This is a genomic window from Paenibacillus sp. J22R232, from assembly GCF_056269165.1.
In genome coordinates this window covers 122041-142631 of sequence record NZ_JBWDNK010000002.1, presented here as the reverse complement: position 1 = coordinate 142631, position 20591 = coordinate 122041, and the positions used below count along the sequence as shown (strand labels likewise).

Here is a 20591-nt window from a genome sequence, read left to right as displayed (position 1 = left end):
CTCGCTTATTCGGCTTCCACCGTGAATGGAACGATGAAGGTCTTCCCGCTACGCTGGAATTGGCCCCATATCTTATAAATGCCGGGCCCCGGGAAGCTTGTGGTAAACCGAGCGGTTGGCCCGCTTGCATTATCGTCTGTCGGATGGACATGCAAATAACGGCTGAGGTTCTTATTCAGAATGACGACATGCCCGATCGCGCCCAAATAAGGCTCTAAATCGGTAATCGGTTCCCTCGTTTGCTCATCGCTTAGCGTAAAGGTCAGATCTACGTCCGCTCCTGATTTAAAAGCAGACGCATCGAGCGTTACCGTTACGCCTTCCAACGTTTTGGCCAGCTCCTCATCCTTCACTACCGGTATTTCCGCTTCCTTGGAGCCTGCTGTTTTTATTCTCGACGTCACCGTTAGCTGCGAGGAGCCCGTAGGAATGAAATCGGCAAACAGCTTGTACGTCCCGCTTTTTGGAAAAGCTGCATGCACCTCGAACTTCCCTTTTCCAACATAGTCGGGATGGATATGCATGAACGTCGACAGATCCTCGCTAACAACGATAAGGTGCATCAGCTTCTCATGGTTCACATCGTATTTCTCGATTGGCTTCCCGCCTGCGTCATATAAGAATAATTCGATTTTTGTCTCTTCGCCCGGCTTAGGCCGCTCTGGCGAATACCGCCATTCCAAGCGTACATCAGCGGCCGGTGCTTCCTCATTGCTCGAGCCGTGCCCGCTGTGCTCGCTATGGCTTCCCGCTGTACTTGCATTGCCGCTTGCGGCGTGATTGCTATGCCCATCCTTTGCTTCCGCTTGATTGCTCGCGGCATGCTGCGCATGCTCATCCTTTGACGCGCTTCCGCAGCCCGCCGCGAGCAAGCCCAGTAGGATAATGGCTGCAGCTGTCGTTCCCTTGCGGCATTTGTTGACCGATATCCATTCCTTATCCATCTTCACTTATCTCATCCTTTGCAGCCTGAGCGCATTCAGAACAACCGATACCGAGCTTAATGCCATCGCTGCTCCTGCCAGCCACGGTGCAAGAAAACCCGCAGCGGCAATCGGTATGCCGATTACATTGTAAGCCAGTGCCCAGAACAGATTTTGTTTAATGTTCGCCATCGTTACCCGGCTCATCCGGATCGCGTCCGCTATGCTGTTCAAATCGCCGCGCATCAGCGTAATATCGGCAGCCTCGATCGCTACGTCGGTTCCGCCGCCGATTGCCATGCCGATATCAGCTGCCACCAATGCGGGAGCATCATTCATGCCGTCGCCAACCATCGCAACCTTGCGGCCCTCCGCCTGCAGCTCCTGTACCGCCTTTGCTTTCTGCTCCGGCAATACCTCCGCAACGACCCGCTCTATGCCTACCTCTCTAGCAATCGCCTGCGCGGTCCGAGCATTATCGCCGGTCAGCATAATGACTTCAAGCCCCATTGCCTTCATGCGGGCAACCGCTTCCGCGGATGTATCCTTCACCGTATCCGCTACCGCGGCAAGCCCTGCATACTCGCCATTCACGGCGATGAGCATAACCGTCTTGCCCTCGGATTCCAGCTTCTGCTGGTCTGCCTCAATAGCCTTGATGTCAACGCCATGCTTCTCCATCAGCCTTCTCGTCCCGATCAGCAGCCGTTCACCCTCCACTACTGCCTCAATGCCGAAGCCTGGAACCGCTTCGAATTGCTCTGCTTCCGGCAGTTCGATCGAACGTTTCTTAATTCCTGCGACAAGCGCCTCGGCAACCGGATGCTCGGAGCTTTTCTCCGCGGACCCGACCCAGCTAAGCAGCCGTTTCTCATCAAAACCCGGTGCCACGCGAATATCGGTTAATTCCGGTTTGCCCTTCGTAACGGTTCCCGTCTTGTCTAGGACGACCGTATCGATGCGATGGGTGCTCTCCAGATGCTCTCCGCCTTTGAATAGGACGCCTAGCTCAGCGGCCCGGCCCGAACCGGCCATAATGGACGTTGGTGTCGCAAGTCCCAGCGCACAAGGGCACGCAATAACGAGCACCGCGATTGCTTTCTCCAGCGCATTGCCCAGATCACCCGGTTCGATGATCAAATACCATACCGCAAATGCAATGACCGCCAGAAGCGTCACAATAGGAACAAATATGCCGGAGATCCGATCGGCAACCCGCTGAATAGGCGCTTTCGAGCCTTGCGCATCCTCGACGACCCGAATGATTTGGGCGAGCGCGGTCTCTCTGCCTACCTTGGTCGCTTGCATCCGTAGCGCACCGTTTTTATTGATTGTCGCGCCGATTAGTTCATCGCCTTGGCGCTTGTCGATTGGCATGCTTTCGCCAGTGAGCATCGATTCGTCTACTGTCGACGCGCCATCCAGGACGATGCCGTCAACCGGTATTTTTTCGCCGGGCTTTACTAGCAGTATATCCCCCGTTATGACATCCGTAGTCGCTATGCGGAATTCCGCGCCGTCCCGGACAACGAGTGCCATTGGCGCTTGCAGCCCCATCAGCGTCTTAATGGCTTCAGAGGATCTGCCTTTCGCGAGTGCCTCAAGCAGCTTCCCGAGTACGATGAGCGTGATTAGCACAGCACTTGTCTCATAATAAAGCTCTGCCTCATGTGCGCCGTGACCGGCTGGGTTCAAGGTTCGCAGCGTTTCGTACAGACTGTAGAAGAACGCCGCAGACGTTCCAAGCGCAACGAGCACATCCATGTTGGCAGACCCGCTGCGCAGCGCCTTGTATGCTCCTACGTAGAAAGGCCAGCCTATAATAAACTGGACAGGCGCAGCAAGCCAAAGCTGGAACCAAGCATTCATGAACAGCATGGGCACGGGCAAGAAGCTTGTTAGAGAGAAATGGCCCGCCATCGCCCATAGGAGCGGCAATGAAAGAAGCACGGCAACGCTTAGCCGAGCCTGCTGTTTTCTAATTTCTTGCTTCTTGTAATCTGCAGCGCTGTCATCAGAATCATCCGATTGTTTGATCGTTCCATAGCCCAAGTCGATAATTTTCTGCTCCAGCTTCGCATCGTCGGTTACGAGCGGATCATAATGGACCGATGCACGCTCAAGCGCCAGATTGACGCTTGCTTCGACGCCTTCCATCCGGTTGAGGCCTTTCTCGATTCGATTGGCGCAGGCCGCGCATGTCATTCCCGTTATTTGAATAGTCGTTTGTTTGCTCATCCTTGACCACCTACTGACAATATACCCTAATGGGGTATATGATTTTGTAAAAAAAGAGAGGCTACACTCAGCCTCTACATGCCATATAACGTGCTTTTTCCTTACACGACGTCGTAGCCTTGATCCTCAATCGCCGCTTTTACAGCCTCAATCGTTACTTTGCCTTCATCGTATTCTACAGTTACCTTCTTGCTTGCCAAGTCAACCTTGCCGACTGCTCCCGCCTGACCCACCGCTTTCTCAACCGCGCTGACACAGTGCCCGCATGTCATTCCTTCTACCTTCAATACTGTATTTGCCATCCTATATTTCCCCTCTCTTATTTCATCAATTTGTTAACCGTTATCAGAAGCTCGTCAATGACTTCGCTCTCGCCCGCTTGAATGCGCTCCACGACGCAGCTCTTCAAATGGCCTTCAAGCAGCAGCTTGCCTACGCTGTTCAATGCCGATTGTGCGGCAGCGATTTGATTCAGCACGTCGTCGCAATACGTATCCTTCTCGATCATCGCCTTGACCCCGCGAATTTGCCCTTCGATTCGATTCAGCCGTTTCGTTAAATTATCCTTCGTCTGCTCCGAGTGATGGCTCTTGCGCGGTGCTGCCGGATCGTGGCATGCTGTACCGGCATGCTCATGGACCTCTTGACCTGAAATGCTATTGTTCATCCTACATACCTCCATGGGGTATCTGTTTCTGAACTTAGAATAACATACCCCCAAGGGGTATGTAAACCGCTTTTTATATTTTGTTTTTAGATTAAGGAGCAGAAGCTTTAATTGTAGGAAACAATATGCTACGATCCTCGTAAACACAACTGTAAAAAATGACTAACCGGAGGAAAGACAACTTATGGATTATTATGCTCATGTCAAATGGTTTACAGACGTCATCGCGGAGAAAGAATCGATTGCGGCCGTCCTTTCTCCTTTCTTCATGACGCTGGCTGTATTCGTTGCGGTGCTGCTTGCCGTACTAACCCAGCTGCTGCCTGCGCTTTCCAAATCCAAGCTATCCACCCGTATTGACAGCGAGCTTGATAAGCTAAGAAAATACTCCATGATTATCTTAAAATACGGAACGGCCGCATCTCTGCTTATCCAAGCCGCTTCCGGCACGCTTTTCGCCCTCGAGTTCGAGCTGACGGGCGGCTGGCAAACCATCCTCATGTGGATCGCGATCGTGCTGCTGCTTATTCCGCAGCATTACGCAACGAAGGTTGGCGCGCTCGCCATGCTTGCGTTATTCATTGATACAGGCATAGAAGCCGGGCTATTCCACATGCTGGATTACGGATTCTACCTGGCTATCATCGGCGTGCTCCTTCTGGAGAGAACCAAGGAATCGAGATGGGGCTTCCCTTTGCTCTACTTAGGAACGGGGCTTTCGCTTTGCTGGGTTGCAGTGGAGAAATGGATCTACCCGACAATGGCCGAAGATATTATCCAGAACCACCAGGTACCCACCTTCGGCTTTGAACCCGCCGTATTCATCGTCATGGCCGGCTTCATTGAATTTGTCGTTGGTTACTTGCTTGTGGTAGGCATATTGAACCGTCTGCTGTCGGTCGTATTGACGCTTATCTTCATCTCTACCACGATGCTGTTTGGCATGATGGAGCTTGCGGGACATTTCATGATCCATATCGTGCTCATCCTGTTTATTATTGAAGGAGCCAGCTTCTACAAGCCGCCCGTTTCCATGCACCGCACGGTAGTCGACCAGATGGTATTCGTTTCGCTTAACTTTATTTTTGTGCTAGCAACCTTCGTGCTCATTTATTACCGCTTCGCCTAGGTTTGCCTAACAAAGTGAGGAGGAATTTCTATCCCTGCCATTATTAATTTTGCCCACCGCGGCGCAAGCGGCTGCTGCCCCGAGAATACGCTTGCCGCCTTTCGGAAGGCGCTTGAGCTTGGCGCTACAGGAATTGAAACCGACGTTCAATTAACCAAAGACGATCGTATAGTCGTCATCCATGATGAATCCTTGGCACGCACCGCAGGGCTGAACAAACTCGTGAAGGAAACCGATTATGCCGAGCTTGCTTCACTGGATGCCGGAAGCTGGTTCGCGCCAGCATTCCATTCGGAGCGCATTCCGACGTTGGAGCAGCTGCTTGAGCTGCTGCAGCCAACGGAAACCATTCTCAACATTGAACTGAAAAACGGCATCTTCCCCTATGAAGGAATGGAAGAAAAGGTCATTGCGCTCGTTCGTGCCTACCGTATGGAGGAACGCATCCTTATCTCTAGCTTTAACCATTATTCGCTTGTGCGCTGCAAGCAGCTTGCGCCTAAGATCCGTACTGGCGTGCTCTATATGGAGGGGCTTTACCGCCCATGGGAATATGCAGCATCGCTGCAGGCAGAAGCCCTCCATGCCTACAAATATGCCGTAACGCCCGAATGGATAGCAGAAGCAGCCGTGCACGGCATCGCCTACCACCCATTCACCGTCAATGATGCGGCAGAGATGGAACGGCTGATCGATGCTGGCGCTGCCGGCATCATCACCGATTTCCCTGATCGCCTAACCGAGGTGCTGGCAAGGAGAGGAGCGTAAGCGGAATGAAAAAAACATGGCTGCTCGGGTTTGGTTTTTTCAGCATCAGCATTACATGGGCTCTTTATAACGCTTTTGTTCCGTTCTTTCTGGATAAGTTTTTGACGAGTACCTTCCTCATTGGCTTCATGATGACGATCGACAACTATTTTGCCTTGTTTTTGCAGCCATGGATCGGCAAGCGCAGCGACCATACGAAGAGCTTCCTAGGCAAGCGAATGCCTTATCTGCTCATCGGCATGCCGCTCGCTGCACTATTCGGCGCGCTTATTCCTTGGCATACCAGCTTGCTTACGTTGGTACTGTTCATGGTGCTCATGAACTTATCCATGAGCCTCTACCGTTCTCCGACTGTCGCTCTGATGCCGGACATTACGCCAGGAAGCAAGCGTACGCAGGCGAACGGCATCATTAACTTCATGGGGGGGATCGGTTCCATAATCGCTTTCGGCGGCGGCGCCATCCTCTACGAGAAACATCGTTCCCTCCCTTTCCTAACGGCTTCCATCCTGACGCTGATCTGTCTATGCATTCTCCTTCTCACGATCAAAGAGAGGAGAGACGCTATCTCTGATGCCCCTTTGGAAAAACAAGAAAAAATATCGTTTAAAAGCCAATTAAACCGTCCGACGCTTTTTCTATTGGGTGCGATTTTTTTCTGGTTTCTGTCCTACCAAGGAGTTGAAGCTTTGTTCACCTTATATGGAAAAAATCATCTTAACCTTACGGAAGGGCAGTCTTCATTCTCTCTAGCCTTTTTCTCGCTCGCATTTGTGCTTGCCGCTATTCCGAGCGGGCTTCTAGGAAGCCGATTTGGTAAAAAAAGAATCATTTCCGTTGGCGTTATCGGCCTTATCGTCATTTTTGCCATGATTTCGTTCGTCGAAGCGCTGCTCCCTCTTCGTTTGCTGCTGCTCGCAGGCGGCATTTGCTGGGCATTGATCAACATCAATTCCTATCCGTTTATCATCTCGCTTGGGAAAGAGAAAAGCATCGGCACGCGTACCGGCATCTATTATTTGATTTCATCGCTCGCGGCCATCGCTTCTCCTCCGCTGATGGGTGGTCTGATTGATATAATGGGCTACTCGATCTTATTTTATTTCTCATCGGGAGGTATGGTTATTGCCCTTCTTTTCCTGCTGGGAGTGAAGGATAAGGGGCTGGCAAAATCCTCCGAGGACACGGCAGCTGCTTCAAGCTTGTGATTCGGCAAGCGTAAACGGTTGAAGCCGTCCTCTGGTGGCTAAGCTTACGCTTCGCGTTGAAATATAGAAAAAGTTGTCGAAATGATATCTATCCTATTTTTCAAGCAGAAACGTCTTTGTCGTCCCCTGCAAGAGGAGGGCATCCGTTTCTCGCAGAAATAGAACTTTATCGCGTGAAACACATATAAAGTCATATATTCAAACAAAAAAGTCCGGCTGCGCGTCGCTTTGGCGACGCAGCCGGACTTTTTATTGGGCCAACGTTAGTGGATACTGCCTTTGCTGAACCCGCCGCCCATCACGTCGGATACATGCTCAATGGCGATAAACGCATTCTCGTCAATGGATTGCACGATCGCTTTGAGCTTAGCCAGCTCGAGACGGGAAACGACGCAATAGATCATTTGCGTCTCATCCTTCGAGTAGCCGCCGCGCGCTTGGATCAGTGTCGTGCTCCGTCCCAGACGGTCAATGATTGCCTGCGATACCTCTTCGTATTCCGCCGAAATAATCGTAACCGATTTGGACTCATCAAGACCTTCTACGACGATGTCAATCAATTTGATCGCGATATAGTATGTAAACATGGAATACATGGCCGAATCCCATTCAAACACAAAACCCGCCACTACGAAAATGACCACATTGAAGATCATAATAATTTGTCCAACGGGCATGCGCATCTTTTTGGATATGAGGATCGAAACGATTTCCACGCCGTCGAGTGAACCGCCGAACCGAATGGCAAGACCCACGCCAGCGCCGAGGATTAGCCCGCCGAACAATACCGCCAGCAGCTTCTCTTCGGTAAAGGCATCCACATGGTGCAGAAGCGATGTTGTCACCGACATTACGATGATGCCGTATAGCGTTGAGATCGCAAACGTTTTGCCGATTTGCTTATAACCGAGGATGAGGAACGGTACGTTTACGATAAACAAGTAAACGCCCAGGGGCAATGGCGTCAAATGAGCCAGCATGATCGAAATGCCAGCGATGCCGCCATCGATCACGTTGTTCGGTACGAGAAACAATTCCAAGGCTACGCCCATTAGAACCGATCCAATCGTAATAAATATAAACCGCTTGAAAATTTCTAAAGATGATAACCCCTTATGTACCTTTGCCAACAGTTCAACCTCCGTCTTTTCATCATTCTATCCTTTGACTTTAGCACAAAAATAGGATTTTTTCAAAAAGGAATCGTTATTGTTTCATGTAAGCGCCGCATATCCGCCACCTGAATCCGCCACAATAATGACATGCCAAACTTAGAAAAAGGAGGCTTTCGATGAAACTGCCAGTTCTCGTCATCGTCTACGGGATCGCGAATTTCCTATATGATTACATGATGAACCTGTTAGACGGCATGACCTATCGCGAGGCATGGCTCAGCCTCGGCACGTATTTCATTATGCTGACCACCGCGGAGTATGTCGTGCTATTCACCGCCCTGCTGATTCTTATTGGCAGCATGTTCGCCCCGAGCATCAAGCAGCGGCTCGCTTCTTCCGCATCCATGCAACGACTAGCAGAACAATGGGGATTGCCGTCTGGAAAGGAAACGCCACGTAAGGATTAATCACATATCCCTCGATATAGTTCTCTACCGCATTCTCCGCAATCATGATCGAGGAGAAAAAAACAATCATGCCAATCGGAATAACTATCTGCCGAATACCTTTCAATTTCCACAAATCCGATACTGCCGCAACCGCAGCATAGAAATACACGACGGCTTTGAAAAAATAACTGATAACCAACGTCGATAAGGAAATGCCGTCCATTTTCTGAATGAAGTCGCCTATGTTAATTTTGGACGTGGTCGCAAGCAGCGGGATCGTTGAACGGCTAAGCAGGTCCGGCCCCAGCACGGCCGTGTTGAGCGCCATTGTATAGCTAAGCACTAAACCGGAGAAGATTGCCGCAAGCGTGACAATGGTTACGACTGGCCTGGTGCTTGCCGTTTGCACGTTCGGGAAAAACATCAGGACGACAACCAGCTCGGCATAAGGCAAAAAGTAAGTAAGCGGAATCGTATTAATGACCGTTTTCCACCCTGTCTCAAGCATCGGAAGCAAGTTTTTCACATCGATGATGCCTGAAAAAACGACGAATAAATTGCCGATGACGCCTAGTATCGCCATGACGATCAGAAAGGTTACGATTGTACGCGACATCGCTTCAACCCCCTGGTAAACGATATACATCAATGCTATCGCCATTAACGCAAGCAAAGCAATGAGCGGCGTCTCGTCATACACCGCGGTAGACATGACATTGCCTATCCCGCGGAAATTGCGGACCGCTTGATACATGAAGTGGACGCTGTAAATAAAAACGAGCGGCTTCCCTAGGTAGGGACCGACTATTTTCGGAATGAAGGCGGTTAAGGTATCCTTAGGATAGAGGGTATAGAGCTTTCCGTACACGAACAGGATGCAAAGACCCGGAACGAGACCGAGCAGAATAGCGAGCCAAGTGTCCTGTTTGGCGTTACCGCCGACGCCAAGCGCTATTACCCCTCCCAATTCGAACATGACCATGACGCTGAACAATTGAAGCTTGCTGATCTTACTTGCTTCCATAAGCAATCACCTTTAACCGTTTATTTCGATATATTGCTCAAATAGGATTTATTCCGCAAGCCCTGGTGACGGATTTCAGTATGTACGGTGACCGTTATCTCACTCTCCGCAAATACGCTATTCCAATTGTCCTTACGCTTATTCCATTGCTTCGGATGCTCGCGCCTCAGCATTTGCCCTAAACCGAGCATATCGCACTTGTCCGACTGAGCCTGCTTGATCGCAGCCTCCACCTCGTCGCGAATGGTTTCGGCCCATTCCTTCTCCAAGCTGTCTATGCCGCCCGGTTTCGTCATATCGAAGGGCACTTGGAGCTCCGTTATGAATCCCTCTGCATCAATATGAAAGTGAAAGCGCGGCTGATCGTGATTGAATTGCGTCTTCACCTTCGTTTTCCCTCTGCTTACCTCGATGCTGACGGCTTTGGGTTTGCCCAAAGCATCAATCGTCATGACGGAGCTTTCCATTTTGTTTCGCGCCCAGATTACGCCCCGTGCTAACCTACCGTCCAGCCATTTCTTTAATTTCCCATCCTGCATGACCGCCATTCCGCTAATGTTCAGACTGGCTGCCGGATTGGTCTGCTCCACATTCGCTTTCTTTGGCGACATTTCCTTATTCCCGACCAGCTTAACGCCGCTTACAAGGAGCACATTTTCTTCCGACACCATCATGTTAATGACATCATCGATATATACGGTGAAATTTTCCGACCAAAGGCGCGAGCTGTACGTCATCTTTCCCATAACGGCATTAGCCGGAAGCTTCTCCATCGGAGTGAGCGTTCGAACCGCCTGCTCCGCGTCTCCTCCACGCGCTACCAGCACCATTGCCGTTAGCCGCGTTTCGCGGGACCGGTCAAAGAAATCGAAGATTTCCTGCATGCCTGCTTTCGCAAGCGACTCACCAATGACTACAAGGCGAATATGCGCAAAAAACAGCTGTCGCGGCACCGATCGGGACGTTTTCCTTATCGCTTCATAAATAGAGCTTCCCGTTCCGCTATAAACCATGACCGGGGCGCCATATGCGCTGCCGCCCGCAACGATGCCCGGCGCCACCTGGCCTGAATTCGCGATTTGAAAGGATACCTTATATTTGTTTCCGGGTGCTTTGTCAATGCCGATCGCCATAACGATAGCAAGCTGCTTAGGCTCCCGGCTGTTCCAGCAGCCCGTCAACGGCAATGCAGCGACCAGTAAAATTAGCATATAAACGAATCTGTTTCTCATGCTCATCCTTTTCCTTGTCCACGCTTGAGTTGGAACGTAAAATACGGCAAACCGATCGATTTCAAGCTGGACAAATGGGCCGTCAAAATAAATAGGCCGATCAATATGCCGAACAAGCCGAATACGCTCGACAGAATCATAAGGACAAATCGAAGGATGCGCACGGATATGGCAATGTTGAACGCCGGTGCAGTAAAGCTTGCAATGCCCGTCGCGGCCACGATAATGACCATTGCCGCAGATACGATTCCGGCCTGCACGGCTGCTTGACCGAGTATTAAGGCCCCTACAATAGAAACTGCTTGTCCAACCGCCCTAGGCATTCGAACGCCAGCTTCCCTCATCAGCTCGAAGCTTAGCTCCATAAGCAGTGCTTCAATAATAACCGGAAACGGGACGCCTTCCCGCTGTGCGACCAGACTGATAAGCAGCGGAGTCGGAATCATTTCCTGGTGAAACGTGATCGCGGCAATATATAATGCGGGAAGCAGCAGTGAAATCAGATAACCTACATAACGTAAAAGCCGAATGAGAACGCCGATATCGGATAGCTGGTAAAAATCTTCGACCGATTGGAAAAACTGAAAAAAAGTAATCGGGGCAATGAGCACGAATGGCGTACCGTCAACAATAATGGCAATTCGGCCATCCATCAGATGTCCGACAACGCTATCTGGCCGTTCGGTATCGTAAATCGTCGGGAATGGCGTCAGCTTCTTATCCTGCAAATGCTTTTCAATCGTGCCGGATTCCAGAATGCCATCCTCGCGAATCTCATTTAATCGTCTGCGGAGCTCCTCTACGGTGCTCTCGTCAGCAACGCCATGAACGTACATCATCGCGACATCTGTCTCTGTTATTTGCCCGATCGAAAACATTTCAAGCCACAAGCTTTCGTTTTTGACACGGCGCCTAACCAAGGAAACATTCGTGCTAAGCGATTCCGTAAAGCTGTCCTTTGGTCCCCTGATCGTAACCTGCGTCGTAGGCTCCGTAATGGTGCGCCATTCCATGCCCTGAGTGAATACGATAATCGCTTCGCTGCTTCCTTCGAGAAAGATAATCATATCTCCCGAAACGACCGCTCGGATTACCGCTTTCCAGTTTGAAGATTTAGCGGCACTGCCTACTAGCGAAGCTTGAAGCATCAGCCAATGCAATCGGTTGCGATGCTCCGTTTGCTCCGGAGCAAAGAGCCTGTTCTCATCGAACATATGGGCGATTGCATCATCGATGGCTTGGCGATTGGAGAGGTTGGCGTTGTACGCGACGGCAGCCGTTAAGCGTGGTTCCTTATCCCTATCGTATTGCCGGATCACATAATCAGGGCTTTGACCCGTAGCCTGCAGCAAACGGTCGATATTGAGCTTCAGCCTCTTATCCAGCAGGTCCGTTTCTCCTGCCGGCCGATCAACGATGTTCTTTTCCATTCCATCACCCCATGAGTGAGTATTCCCGGGAATAAATGGGAGTATGCGCGAATTTCCCTCGTTAGCCAAGCAGCATGGCAAAAGGTGAAACGGCTATCGCCGTCCATTAGCGGCGCGGCGCGTTTCATTCCGAGCATTATAGAGAATGCAAGGTGAATCGGCTATCGCCATCCAATAGCTGCGCAGCGCGATTCATTCCGAGAATTATAGAGAAAGAAAGGTGAAATGATATCCTTTCCTATATTTAAAAAAAGAGCCGACCCTGGCGACTTCTCGCCTTGGGCAGCTCTTCTGCTCTCTTGCATAACCTTTGAAATGTTATTCTACGTAACCGGCAAGTCCCTTATCCATCAGATAATCCATTTCCGCATCCAAAATGGATTCCACAACCAGCTCGTTCGACTTCACGTCCGGACGGCTAAGCACGTAATCAACCAGCTCGTCGCCGTCAATTTCGACCTCGCCGTTTTTGTCTTCCTTCGCATTGTTGATGAACGCTGCCTCATGCTTCAATACCAGCTTGATCAACTGCTCATCCGCGTTTGTCTCGCTCGCTATATGCTTCACAAGCTCTTGCTCATTTAATTGCTCACTCATCGTTTGTCATCTCCTAATCGTTGCGCTCGTCTCATTGTACCACAATCAATTCCCCAATATGAGCAGGCGAAGCTAAGCCTTTTGTAAAAATGTGTTGCCGTGAAGCTCGTAGTAAAGTCCTCGTCGGGCAAGCAGCTCCTCGTGATTGCCGCGCTCCGCGATTTGGCCGTCTTTAATAAAGAGAATCTGGTCCGCATTGCGAATCGTGCTAAGACGATGGGCAATCACGAAGCTTGTCCGTCCCTTAAGCAGCTTCTTCATGGCTTCTTGAATGTGCAGTTCAGCCAACGTATCGACACTGCTCGTCGCTTCATCCAAGATAAGGAGAGCGGGATCGCCCAGTATGGCGCGCGCAATCGTGATCAGCTGGCGCTGGCCATGGCTTACGTTGCCTCCCTCTGCCGTCAGCTCTGTCTCGTAGCCATGCGGCAGCTTGGCAATAAAGCTATCCGCGTTCGCTTGCACAGCCGCTGCTTCCACCTCTTCATCGGTCGCATCCAGCCGGCCGTAGCGGATATTCTCGCGAATGGAGCCCGTGAACAGATGAGCATCCTGGAGAACGATCCCAAGCTGGCTTCTTAAGCTATTTTTGTCCACCTCGCGAATATCCTCGTTATCAATCAAGATTTGACCGCTCTTGATCTCGAAGAACCGTCCGATGAGATTAATGATCGTTGTCTTTCCCGCTCCCGTTGGGCCTACCAGCGCAATCGTTTCTCCAGGCTTTGCCGTGAAGCTAATGTTCCGAAGCGCAGCCGTACCATCCTTGTATTCGAACCGTACATCGCGAAACTCGACCTTTCCGGCAATGGTACCCATCAGGGCAGCTTTGCCTTCCGCTTCGTATTCCGACGGCACCTCCATCATTTCGAATACGCGCTCGGCTCCAGCAATGCCCGACTGGATTAAATTATATTGGTTGGCAACTTCATTAAGCGGGCCGCTGAATTGCCTGGAATAACCGAGAAAGCTAATAATTACGCCGACGGTTGCCTGATCGTGAACGGCTAGCCAGCCTCCGACGCCTGCTATGATCAAGTAGCTGATATGGCCGAACATATTCATGAACGGTCCCATCGTGCCCGAGTAGATTTGCGCTTTGATCCCGACCTTCTTCAGCTTTGCATTTGCAGCAGCGAACTGCTCGGCCATCCGCTCCTCCTGATGGAACAGCGCTACGACCTTCTGCCCGGACACCGTCTCCTCAATAAAGCTGTTAAGGCCGCCCAGCTCCTGCTGTTGCCCTTTGAACTGCCGCTTCGTTACTTTGGCGATCTTTTTCGAGACGAGTACGATAACCGGAATGACGATAAGCGCTACCAGGGTAAGCCAGCCGTTTAACAGAAGCATCATCGTGAACGAACCGATGAGCATGATGACGCTCGAAATGATTTGGATCAAGCTTTGGTTAAGCGTATTCGTTACATTATCGATATCGTTCGTTGTGCGGCTCATCAGCTCGCCGTGGTTCCTGCTGGCGAAGAAAGGAATTGGCAGCTTCTGCACGTGGCTGAATAGATCTTTGCGCAAGCCCCATACCGTTCGCTGCGATACCTCAGCCAAGAAAAAGGCCTGCAGCCAGCCGACCAAGCTTCCACCCGCATATACCGCGAGCATGAGCAGGCATAGCTGCAGGAGACCGTCGTATTGCTTGGCTACTATATAATCATCGAGCGCGATTCCAAGCAGGTAAGGACCAGCCAGCGTAAGACCAGCCGCCACTATCGTAAGAATAATAACCGTAATCAGCTTAGCCCGTTGACGAAGCAAATAATGGCCGATTTTTTTCAGTGTTGCCCACGTATGGTTCATCTGTTAAGCTCCTTGCTGCGATAAGGCCAATTGCTGATAAAGCTTGCTTGTACGAAGCAGCTCCACATGCGTGCCTATCGCTGTAATACGGCCTTCCTCAAGCACCATAATGCGGTCGGCTTGTTGAACGGAAGCAATTCGTTGGCCAATAATGAGACAGGTGCTGCTCTCCATAACGGTCTGAAGCGATTGGCGGATCAGCGAATCGGTATGGAGATCGACTGCGCTCGTACAGTCATCTAGAATGACTATTTTAGGCTTGAGCAATAAAGTTCTAGCGATGGACAAACGCTGTTTCTGTCCGCCGGAGAGGTTGACGCCGCGCTGTCCAAGCTCCGTATCGTAGCCGTTCTCCAGCTTCATAATGAATGAATGCGCTTCGGCGGCTTTGGCAGCAGCTTCAATTTCCTGCTGGCTGGCTTCCGGCATCCCGAAGCAGATATTTTCTCGGATCGTGCCGCTGAAGAGATGCGCCTGCTGGAGCACCATGCCGATCTGCCCTTGAAGCTCCTCCGGAGCGATCTCGCCAATTGGGCGCGAATCGATACGAACGATGCCTTTAGTCGGGGCGTAGAAGGCTGGAATTAAACTGACAAGCGTCGATTTGCCCGCTCCGTTCACGCCTACGATGCCAATCGTCTCACCCGGCTCTGCCGTGAAATCAATATCGCGAAGCACGGCTTCCTCTGCCTGCCCGTCGTAGGCGAAACTGACTTGCTCGAATGAGATCCGCCCTTCGCTGATCGGCTCGGCCTTGTTCGCCAAGTCTCCACGTACGCGCTGCTGATCCTCAGCCAGCTCCAATATTTCATTGATTCGGTCAGCGGACGCCTTGGCACGGGAAATCGCCATCAGCTGGTTGCCAAGCCCCAAGGTTGAGAATAACAGCTGGGTGATATACGTTAAAAAAGCCGCTAGGCTGCCTACCGATAAGGCCCCCTGTTCGGATAAAATACCGCCGTACCATAGCGCAGCCACGATGCTAAAGTTTAAAATAATCGACATAAGCGGCGTATTGAGCGCCACGATTTTGGCCGCCTTCAAGCTCGCTTTGAGCAAATTGGAGTTCGTTGTTTGAAAGCGCTGCTCCTCGTAATCCGAGCGTACAAATGCTTTGACGACACGGATGCCGGCTAAGTTTTCCTGCATAACGGTATTCACCTGGTCAAGACGCTGCTGCATCGCGGCAAATAAAGGAACCGTAATCCGGGTCGTAATAACAAGGAAAGCAGCCAATATAGGTATCATGGCAAGCAGAATAATCGATAGGCGCGGGCTGATTGTGAATGCCATAATCAAGCTGCCGGCAATGATGAACGTATCCCGTGCGAATACGCGCAGCAGCAGTAGGACGAGGTTCTGAATTTGCGTAATATCACCGGTTAGGCGCGTTACGATCGAGCCGGAGCCGAAGCGGTCAAGCGAGCGCAGCGATAGGGACTGAATCTTTTGAAACAGCTCTTGGCGCAAATCCGCCCCGAAGTTTTGAGAAGCGATAGTCGCAAACACCGTACAGCCTACGCCGGCAAGTAAGCCGATTAATGCAGCTATAAGCATCTTAGGTGCCGTGTCCGTAATCGCTCCAAGCTGACCTGCCACGATGCCATCATTGACGATTGTCGCCATAAACCTTGGCTGCAGCAAATCCATGATTACTTCAAGCAGCATGAATAACGGCGCCAGCACGGCAGGCCATTTGTATTTTTTTAGAAATCTAGCAAGCTTTAGCACCTGTGCACCTCAATCTCTTGTTGTTTGGTAAAACCGCCAAGAAGAAACGGCTTCGCCGTCCTCTGCTAGAGGAGGGTATCCGTTTCTCGTAGAAATAGAACAATACTTAATCGCGTGTTACGTATAAAGCCTTATATTTAAATAAAGAGGGCAGCGCCTCACGCACCCTCTTGCTCGTTTCATTATAGCATCCTTGGACGATCCGGTACGCGAAAAAATAAGAGCTAGGCTCGTTTTTTCTTGGCAAAGCTGGTAGAATGAAAGGAAATAAAAGCTGTGCGTGACTGGCGGAGCATGGGGAACCATGAGGAAGCGCACAGATAAACGGCCGTACGCCTGGGCAAAGGTAAGGGGACATTCCCCTTGCCTTTTTACGTTTTCTGACCACGATTCGAAGGAGCTGGAGTAGAAGATGACAAACCCAATGATTCTAGACGGAAAGCGCGTTGCAGAGGCAATCAAAGAGCAATTAAAAGCGAGGATAAGCACGCTTGCTTCACAAGGTACCGTGCCATGCCTGGCGACGATACTTGTCGGGGACGATCCCGCTTCCGAAACCTACGTCCGAATGAAAGGCAACGCCTGCAAGCGGCTCGGCATCGAATCCAAACGCATTCATCTGGATAAGTCGACCTCGACTGAACAGCTGGTGGAAGTGATCGCTCAGCTCAATGCTGACCCGCTTGTTCACGGCATTCTGCTGCAGCATCCCGTACCGCATCAAATCGATGAGCGCGCAGCCTTCGAAGCCATTAGCATCCATAAGGATGTAGACGGCGTAACGGCGCTCGGATTTGCCCAGAATGCGTTCGGCTACGCCGATTATCCGTCCTGCACGCCGGCTGCCATTATAGCCATTCTCGATTATTATCAGATTCCGATTGCAGGCAAGCATGCTGTCGTTATCGGACGCAGCCCCATTCTCGGAAAGCCGGTATCGCTTATGCTGCTTAACCGTGACGCCACCGTGACAACCTGCCATTCCAAATCCGAAAACGTGGCGGAGATGCTGCAGCTTGCCGATATCGTGGTCGCTGCGGTCGGCAAGCCAAAGTTCATACAAGGCGAATGGATACGCGAGGGCGCCGTCGTGCTCGATGCCGGTTACAATCCCGGAAACGTTGGCGATGTCGATTATGAGGCATGCCTTGCAAGAGCTAGCGCAATTACACCGGTACCCGCCGGCGTTGGTCCCGTTACGATCGCGATGTTGCTGAAGCATACGGTTGACGCAGCGGCAAGATTAGAAAGCCATTAACTGTTAAGGTGCGGCTCTGCTTCTACAATGCGGCTCTAGCCGTGAAGCCTTCTTTTAATCTCGTTCGCGAGCAGCTGCTTCTCCGATTCAGATATCCCGTCCGCCACCAGCTTGCGTGCTGCAATTGGAGCAATCCAAGGCTCGATATGTGGATAACCGATGCCCGACAGCTTCTCGTATTCCTCCGTGAATAGGCGAATGCTATTTTCTCTCGTCGCCTCCAGCATCACGCTTGCTTCACTAGGCAGGTGCGGGGGCAATATCGCATATCGAATCATGATGATATATTCGGCTAAGTCTGCTTCAGGATTTCCGGACGAAGCATTGTTCCAGTCAATAACGACGGCATCATGTTCTCGCAGCAGTATATTATTCGGATTCGGATCGCCGTGGCATAGCTGGTGCTTTACAGGCAATTGATCCAAAAGGGCAATGACCGCTGCTTTGTCAGACTGGGACAAATATGGCGCGCTAAGGATATCGTGCTTGATGTTTTCCCGCTGGTTTGGCATATTGGATGCCGAATGGCTATGGATTTGATGAAAAAGCCGTGCTGTCACTCGTGCCTCGATGCAATCGTCGGACTCATGCAGCGGTTTCTGCGGCCCAGGGCGTTTCGCCGCCCTGTCGAGAAATCGCTCCATGATCGATTCGCCATAGATACGTTCGAACACAATACCCGGTTGCCCCTCTATATCCACCATCTCAAAGGGCTGGGGAACAGGCAGTCCGCATTCCCAGGCGATTCGGCAATGATGCAATTCTGCTTGCAAAGCTGCCGTACTCGTATTGGGCTTCGCTATTTTGACAATCTTGCTCTCGTCCTCCCATGCAAATACTTCCGAACATCCGCCTTCTCCAATCTTATCGCCGAAGCTATTGTTCATCATGCTCGCTCCTTCACCGAATTTAACTAGCGGGACATGCTAATTCTCGCAGCACCTGGGACACTCCTCACGACTGCTGATAACTTACGGCAGCAATCAGACACTGCCTACACAGAAATGCATAGTATATTCCCTCGCTGTCTGCTGCTTGTTCCATATCCACTTGTCCGATAAACATCATCGTCTCCGAGCAGCAAGGACACGCAGCATATTCCGCATCCTGAACCCAGGCGGGATGACCGCCAATCTGAGTGCTGGATGCCTCATGCATCCAATTGGCACCTTCGTAGGTTCCCATCCGTTGCTCGGATAGCCGCAGAGAACGCCATGCCCATTCTTCATCCGGTTCCGCTTCTGGCAAGTATTCGGGTACGGTATTGTATTCGCTCCACGAATGACTACCATCCAGCCCTACTTTCATGAACACGGTTCCGTAGCAGTTACAATGTAGGCAGGCAGGTATCCTTAGCGCCTCGCCAGACAGCTTCATAAATTGTACGATCGGATGCTGCAAATCGTAATGAAACAGCACCGTCAAATTACTGCCGCACCAAAGACATTTTTGCTCATCCTTCTGCAGGGCTATGACCGCCGTTTGAGCCTTGTCCGCTTCCCCGATCTCTTTGCATACTTTAAAATGATAGCTCTCGCGGTGGAAAAGAAGCCGCTTCCGGCCATTGTCATCCAGCTCCCAACCGGCTTCATGAGCATAATGCTCCGGGGGCACATATAACGTTGAAGCCCATTGGGGCGGAGCTTGTCTCCAATTTGCGAACAACCGAACAACCTCTTCATCACCAATCCAAGCCAATGCGAGCAGAAGATGATTGCGATTAGCCGAATCTTGCTCCACTTGAAGAATCAGCTTTTCCCGGATAGCTGGGCTCGCTTCCTTATAGAGGATGCCTGGGTATAGCTTTCCATGGTTGAAGAAGGCATCAACCCCGCGCTCGATCCCGGCATTTGTAAAACATAGCAGTGAGAGCAGAATGGACTCCGCTTGATCAAAGCTTCCTTCATCCATCAACGTGATTGCGTAGCTCTCCAAACGACTCCGTTCTGTATCAGATAGCTGATGATACAGTTCCTGCGCGCTTATCGGGTATGGTTGTTCATTCTCAAGCGGATTGTGTTTCCGCGGTGTGTGCATGATTTTGAGAATTTCGACCGGATCCGTCATACCTGCGTACCGATCGACATCTTTCCGATTTTGCAAAATATATGTTTTTTCTTCCAATGCCAGCTTCTTCTGATGGCAGGGCATACAGATCCCGCCAGTCTTTAAAGCAGTTGCAGGAAGAATCGTTGCCGCGCAGCCAGCGGTTTGACAGGGCAAGCGCTCGCTCATCGTATCCTCTCCCTTTGTGATTCAGTGCTCATGATTGATAGAAATCAACTCTCTTGAGTAACCTATTGGCTGCTACAGATAAATGATTTCATCAACGATATTCTCCAAATAAAGAGTGCTATCTGATGGGATAATCATTATTTTTTTATTGGCTCTCAAAACTTCAGCACAATGCTTCAAACGTGCACGATTAATACTTTTCCATGCTGAATCAAACCATGGAAAACAAAACAATTTCCTGGAATGGGCTAACCCAATAGCTACTGATGCATTCCATCGCTCATTGCTTATATATTGTATTGATCTGTCCATTCTTGAATCGGAAAGATCTAACAGCTCTATCAACTCACCGACTGAAAATGAGCTATCCCCTTCTTTTAGCTGCTCAAGTATCGTTTTTCTATTTATACTCCGTATCCACCTTCCGGCTTTAAGCCCCTCACCGACGTAGACACTATTGGATTCCAATGATCCGCCGTTCGCTTTCTCACCATTCATTATGATCGTGCCCGAATATTTTCTGGCCCTGCCCGCCAACAAATAGGAAAGCGCCCAAGCGCCACCTCCCGGTTGGCTTATGATTCCATACACATGAGCTTCTTTGAAGGAGTAGCTAAACGAGCTAAGCTTATCTGGCATAGGTTCCATATTGAAAATGTATGGCTTGCAGTAAGCTGAAATGTTCTCCAGTGACACTTCTGTTAATTGATTCATTTTTATTCGGTCACCTCAACAATGCGAACTATTATTGATTCGGCAAATGCTATCCTATTTA

General features: G+C 50.6%; 18 protein-coding genes, 1 pseudogene and 1 riboswitch. Of the genes and pseudogenes, 5 read left to right on the top strand and 14 right to left on the bottom strand.

The features are described 5' to 3' along the window. Nucleotides 1-5: 5 nt before the first annotated feature. From AC0YN3_RS07060 to AC0YN3_RS07045, 4 genes and pseudogenes are all read right to left on the bottom strand, one after another. The gene (locus tag AC0YN3_RS07060) at nucleotides 6-950 is read right to left on the bottom strand and encodes a hypothetical protein (RefSeq protein ID WP_475774418.1); all 945 of its coding nucleotides are present in this window, start codon (nucleotides 948-950) and stop codon (nucleotides 6-8) included. Continuing rightward, nucleotides 951-3212, bottom strand: a pseudogene (locus AC0YN3_RS07055) (heavy metal translocating P-type ATPase); the annotation flags it as partial. A gap of 50 nt (nucleotides 3213-3262) precedes the next feature. After that, nucleotides 3263-3463 carry a copper ion binding protein gene (locus AC0YN3_RS07050; protein ID WP_475774417.1) on the bottom strand — a complete coding sequence of 67 codons (201 nt, stop codon included), beginning with the start codon at nucleotides 3461-3463 and terminating at the stop codon, nucleotides 3263-3265. A 17-nt stretch (nucleotides 3464-3480) separates the two neighbouring features. After that, nucleotides 3481-3828, bottom strand: coding sequence for a metal-sensitive transcriptional regulator (locus tag AC0YN3_RS07045; protein ID WP_183569486.1), 348 nt, complete (start codon nucleotides 3826-3828; stop codon nucleotides 3481-3483). 184 nt (nucleotides 3829-4012) lie between these two features. Here AC0YN3_RS07045 and AC0YN3_RS07040 point away from each other — a divergent pair, with 184 nt between their 5' ends. The 3 genes from AC0YN3_RS07040 to AC0YN3_RS07030 are packed head-to-tail and all read left to right on the top strand — an operon-like array spanning nucleotide 4013 to nucleotide 6933. Beyond that, nucleotides 4013-4957 (top strand): DoxX family membrane protein, encoded by a 945-nt coding sequence (locus AC0YN3_RS07040; RefSeq protein WP_475774416.1) that lies wholly within the window; start codon nucleotides 4013-4015, stop codon nucleotides 4955-4957. 30 nt (nucleotides 4958-4987) lie between these two features. Then, nucleotides 4988-5725, top strand: a complete 738-nt coding sequence (locus AC0YN3_RS07035) for a glycerophosphodiester phosphodiesterase (protein ID WP_475775090.1) — start codon at nucleotides 4988-4990, stop codon at nucleotides 5723-5725. A 5-nt stretch (nucleotides 5726-5730) separates the two neighbouring features. Then, nucleotides 5731-6933, top strand: coding sequence for an SLC45 family MFS transporter (locus AC0YN3_RS07030; protein ID WP_475774415.1), 1203 nt, complete (start codon nucleotides 5731-5733; stop codon nucleotides 6931-6933). Between the two features lie 263 nt (nucleotides 6934-7196). Here AC0YN3_RS07030 and AC0YN3_RS07025 read toward each other — a convergent pair whose 3' ends face one another. Then, nucleotides 7197-8063, bottom strand: a complete 867-nt coding sequence (locus AC0YN3_RS07025) for a YitT family protein (protein WP_475774414.1) — start codon at nucleotides 8061-8063, stop codon at nucleotides 7197-7199. Nucleotides 8064-8224: 161 nt separating this feature from the next. Here AC0YN3_RS07025 and AC0YN3_RS07020 point away from each other — a divergent pair, with 161 nt between their 5' ends. Continuing rightward, on the top strand, nucleotides 8225-8515 hold the full coding sequence (locus AC0YN3_RS07020; protein ID WP_475774413.1) for a YczF family membrane protein: 291 nt from the start codon (nucleotides 8225-8227) through the stop codon (nucleotides 8513-8515). On the opposite strand, the gene AC0YN3_RS07015 is transcribed toward AC0YN3_RS07020, so the two are convergent. From AC0YN3_RS07015 to AC0YN3_RS06990, 6 genes are all read right to left on the bottom strand, one after another. Further along, nucleotides 8424-9521 (bottom strand): GerAB/ArcD/ProY family transporter, encoded by a 1098-nt coding sequence (locus AC0YN3_RS07015; protein WP_475774412.1) that lies wholly within the window; start codon nucleotides 9519-9521, stop codon nucleotides 8424-8426. The genes AC0YN3_RS07020 and AC0YN3_RS07015 overlap by 92 nt on opposite strands. Before the next feature lie 20 nt (nucleotides 9522-9541). Beyond that, on the bottom strand, nucleotides 9542-10753 hold the full coding sequence (locus AC0YN3_RS07010) for a Ger(x)C family spore germination protein (protein WP_475774411.1): 1212 nt from the start codon (nucleotides 10751-10753) through the stop codon (nucleotides 9542-9544). Nucleotides 10754-10755: 2 nt separating this feature from the next. Next, nucleotides 10756-12183 carry a spore germination protein gene (locus tag AC0YN3_RS07005; RefSeq protein WP_475774410.1) on the bottom strand — a complete coding sequence of 476 codons (1428 nt, stop codon included), beginning with the start codon at nucleotides 12181-12183 and terminating at the stop codon, nucleotides 10756-10758. 318 nt (nucleotides 12184-12501) lie between these two features. Next, entirely contained in the window at nucleotides 12502-12780 is a 279-nt protein-coding gene (locus AC0YN3_RS07000; RefSeq protein WP_475774409.1) for a hypothetical protein, read from the bottom strand. A gap of 72 nt (nucleotides 12781-12852) precedes the next feature. Continuing rightward, the gene (locus tag AC0YN3_RS06995; protein WP_475774408.1) at nucleotides 12853-14592 is read right to left on the bottom strand and encodes an ABC transporter ATP-binding protein; all 1740 of its coding nucleotides are present in this window, start codon (nucleotides 14590-14592) and stop codon (nucleotides 12853-12855) included. A gap of 3 nt (nucleotides 14593-14595) precedes the next feature. Beyond that, complete coding sequence (locus AC0YN3_RS06990; RefSeq protein ID WP_475774407.1) at nucleotides 14596-16323, bottom strand: ABC transporter ATP-binding protein; 1728 nt, start codon at nucleotides 16321-16323, stop codon at nucleotides 14596-14598. A 270-nt stretch (nucleotides 16324-16593) separates the two neighbouring features. Next, nucleotides 16594-16672, top strand: a riboswitch (ZMP/ZTP riboswitch). A gap of 63 nt (nucleotides 16673-16735) precedes the next feature. Here AC0YN3_RS06990 and AC0YN3_RS06985 point away from each other — a divergent pair. Further along, the gene (locus tag AC0YN3_RS06985; protein ID WP_475774406.1) at nucleotides 16736-17581 is read left to right on the top strand and encodes a bifunctional 5,10-methylenetetrahydrofolate dehydrogenase/5,10-methenyltetrahydrofolate cyclohydrolase; all 846 of its coding nucleotides are present in this window, start codon (nucleotides 16736-16738) and stop codon (nucleotides 17579-17581) included. Nucleotides 17582-17616: 35 nt separating this feature from the next. Here AC0YN3_RS06985 and AC0YN3_RS06980 read toward each other — a convergent pair whose 3' ends face one another. The 3 genes from AC0YN3_RS06980 to AC0YN3_RS06970 form a co-directional block, all read right to left on the bottom strand. Next, complete coding sequence (locus AC0YN3_RS06980; protein WP_475774405.1) at nucleotides 17617-18471, bottom strand: aminoglycoside phosphotransferase family protein; 855 nt, start codon at nucleotides 18469-18471, stop codon at nucleotides 17617-17619. 64 nt (nucleotides 18472-18535) lie between these two features. Further along, complete coding sequence (locus AC0YN3_RS06975; protein WP_475774404.1) at nucleotides 18536-19816, bottom strand: DUF1963 domain-containing protein; 1281 nt, start codon at nucleotides 19814-19816, stop codon at nucleotides 18536-18538. A gap of 72 nt (nucleotides 19817-19888) precedes the next feature. Then, on the bottom strand, nucleotides 19889-20530 hold the full coding sequence (locus AC0YN3_RS06970) for a hypothetical protein (protein WP_475774403.1): 642 nt from the start codon (nucleotides 20528-20530) through the stop codon (nucleotides 19889-19891). Nucleotides 20531-20591 lie beyond the last annotated feature (61 nt).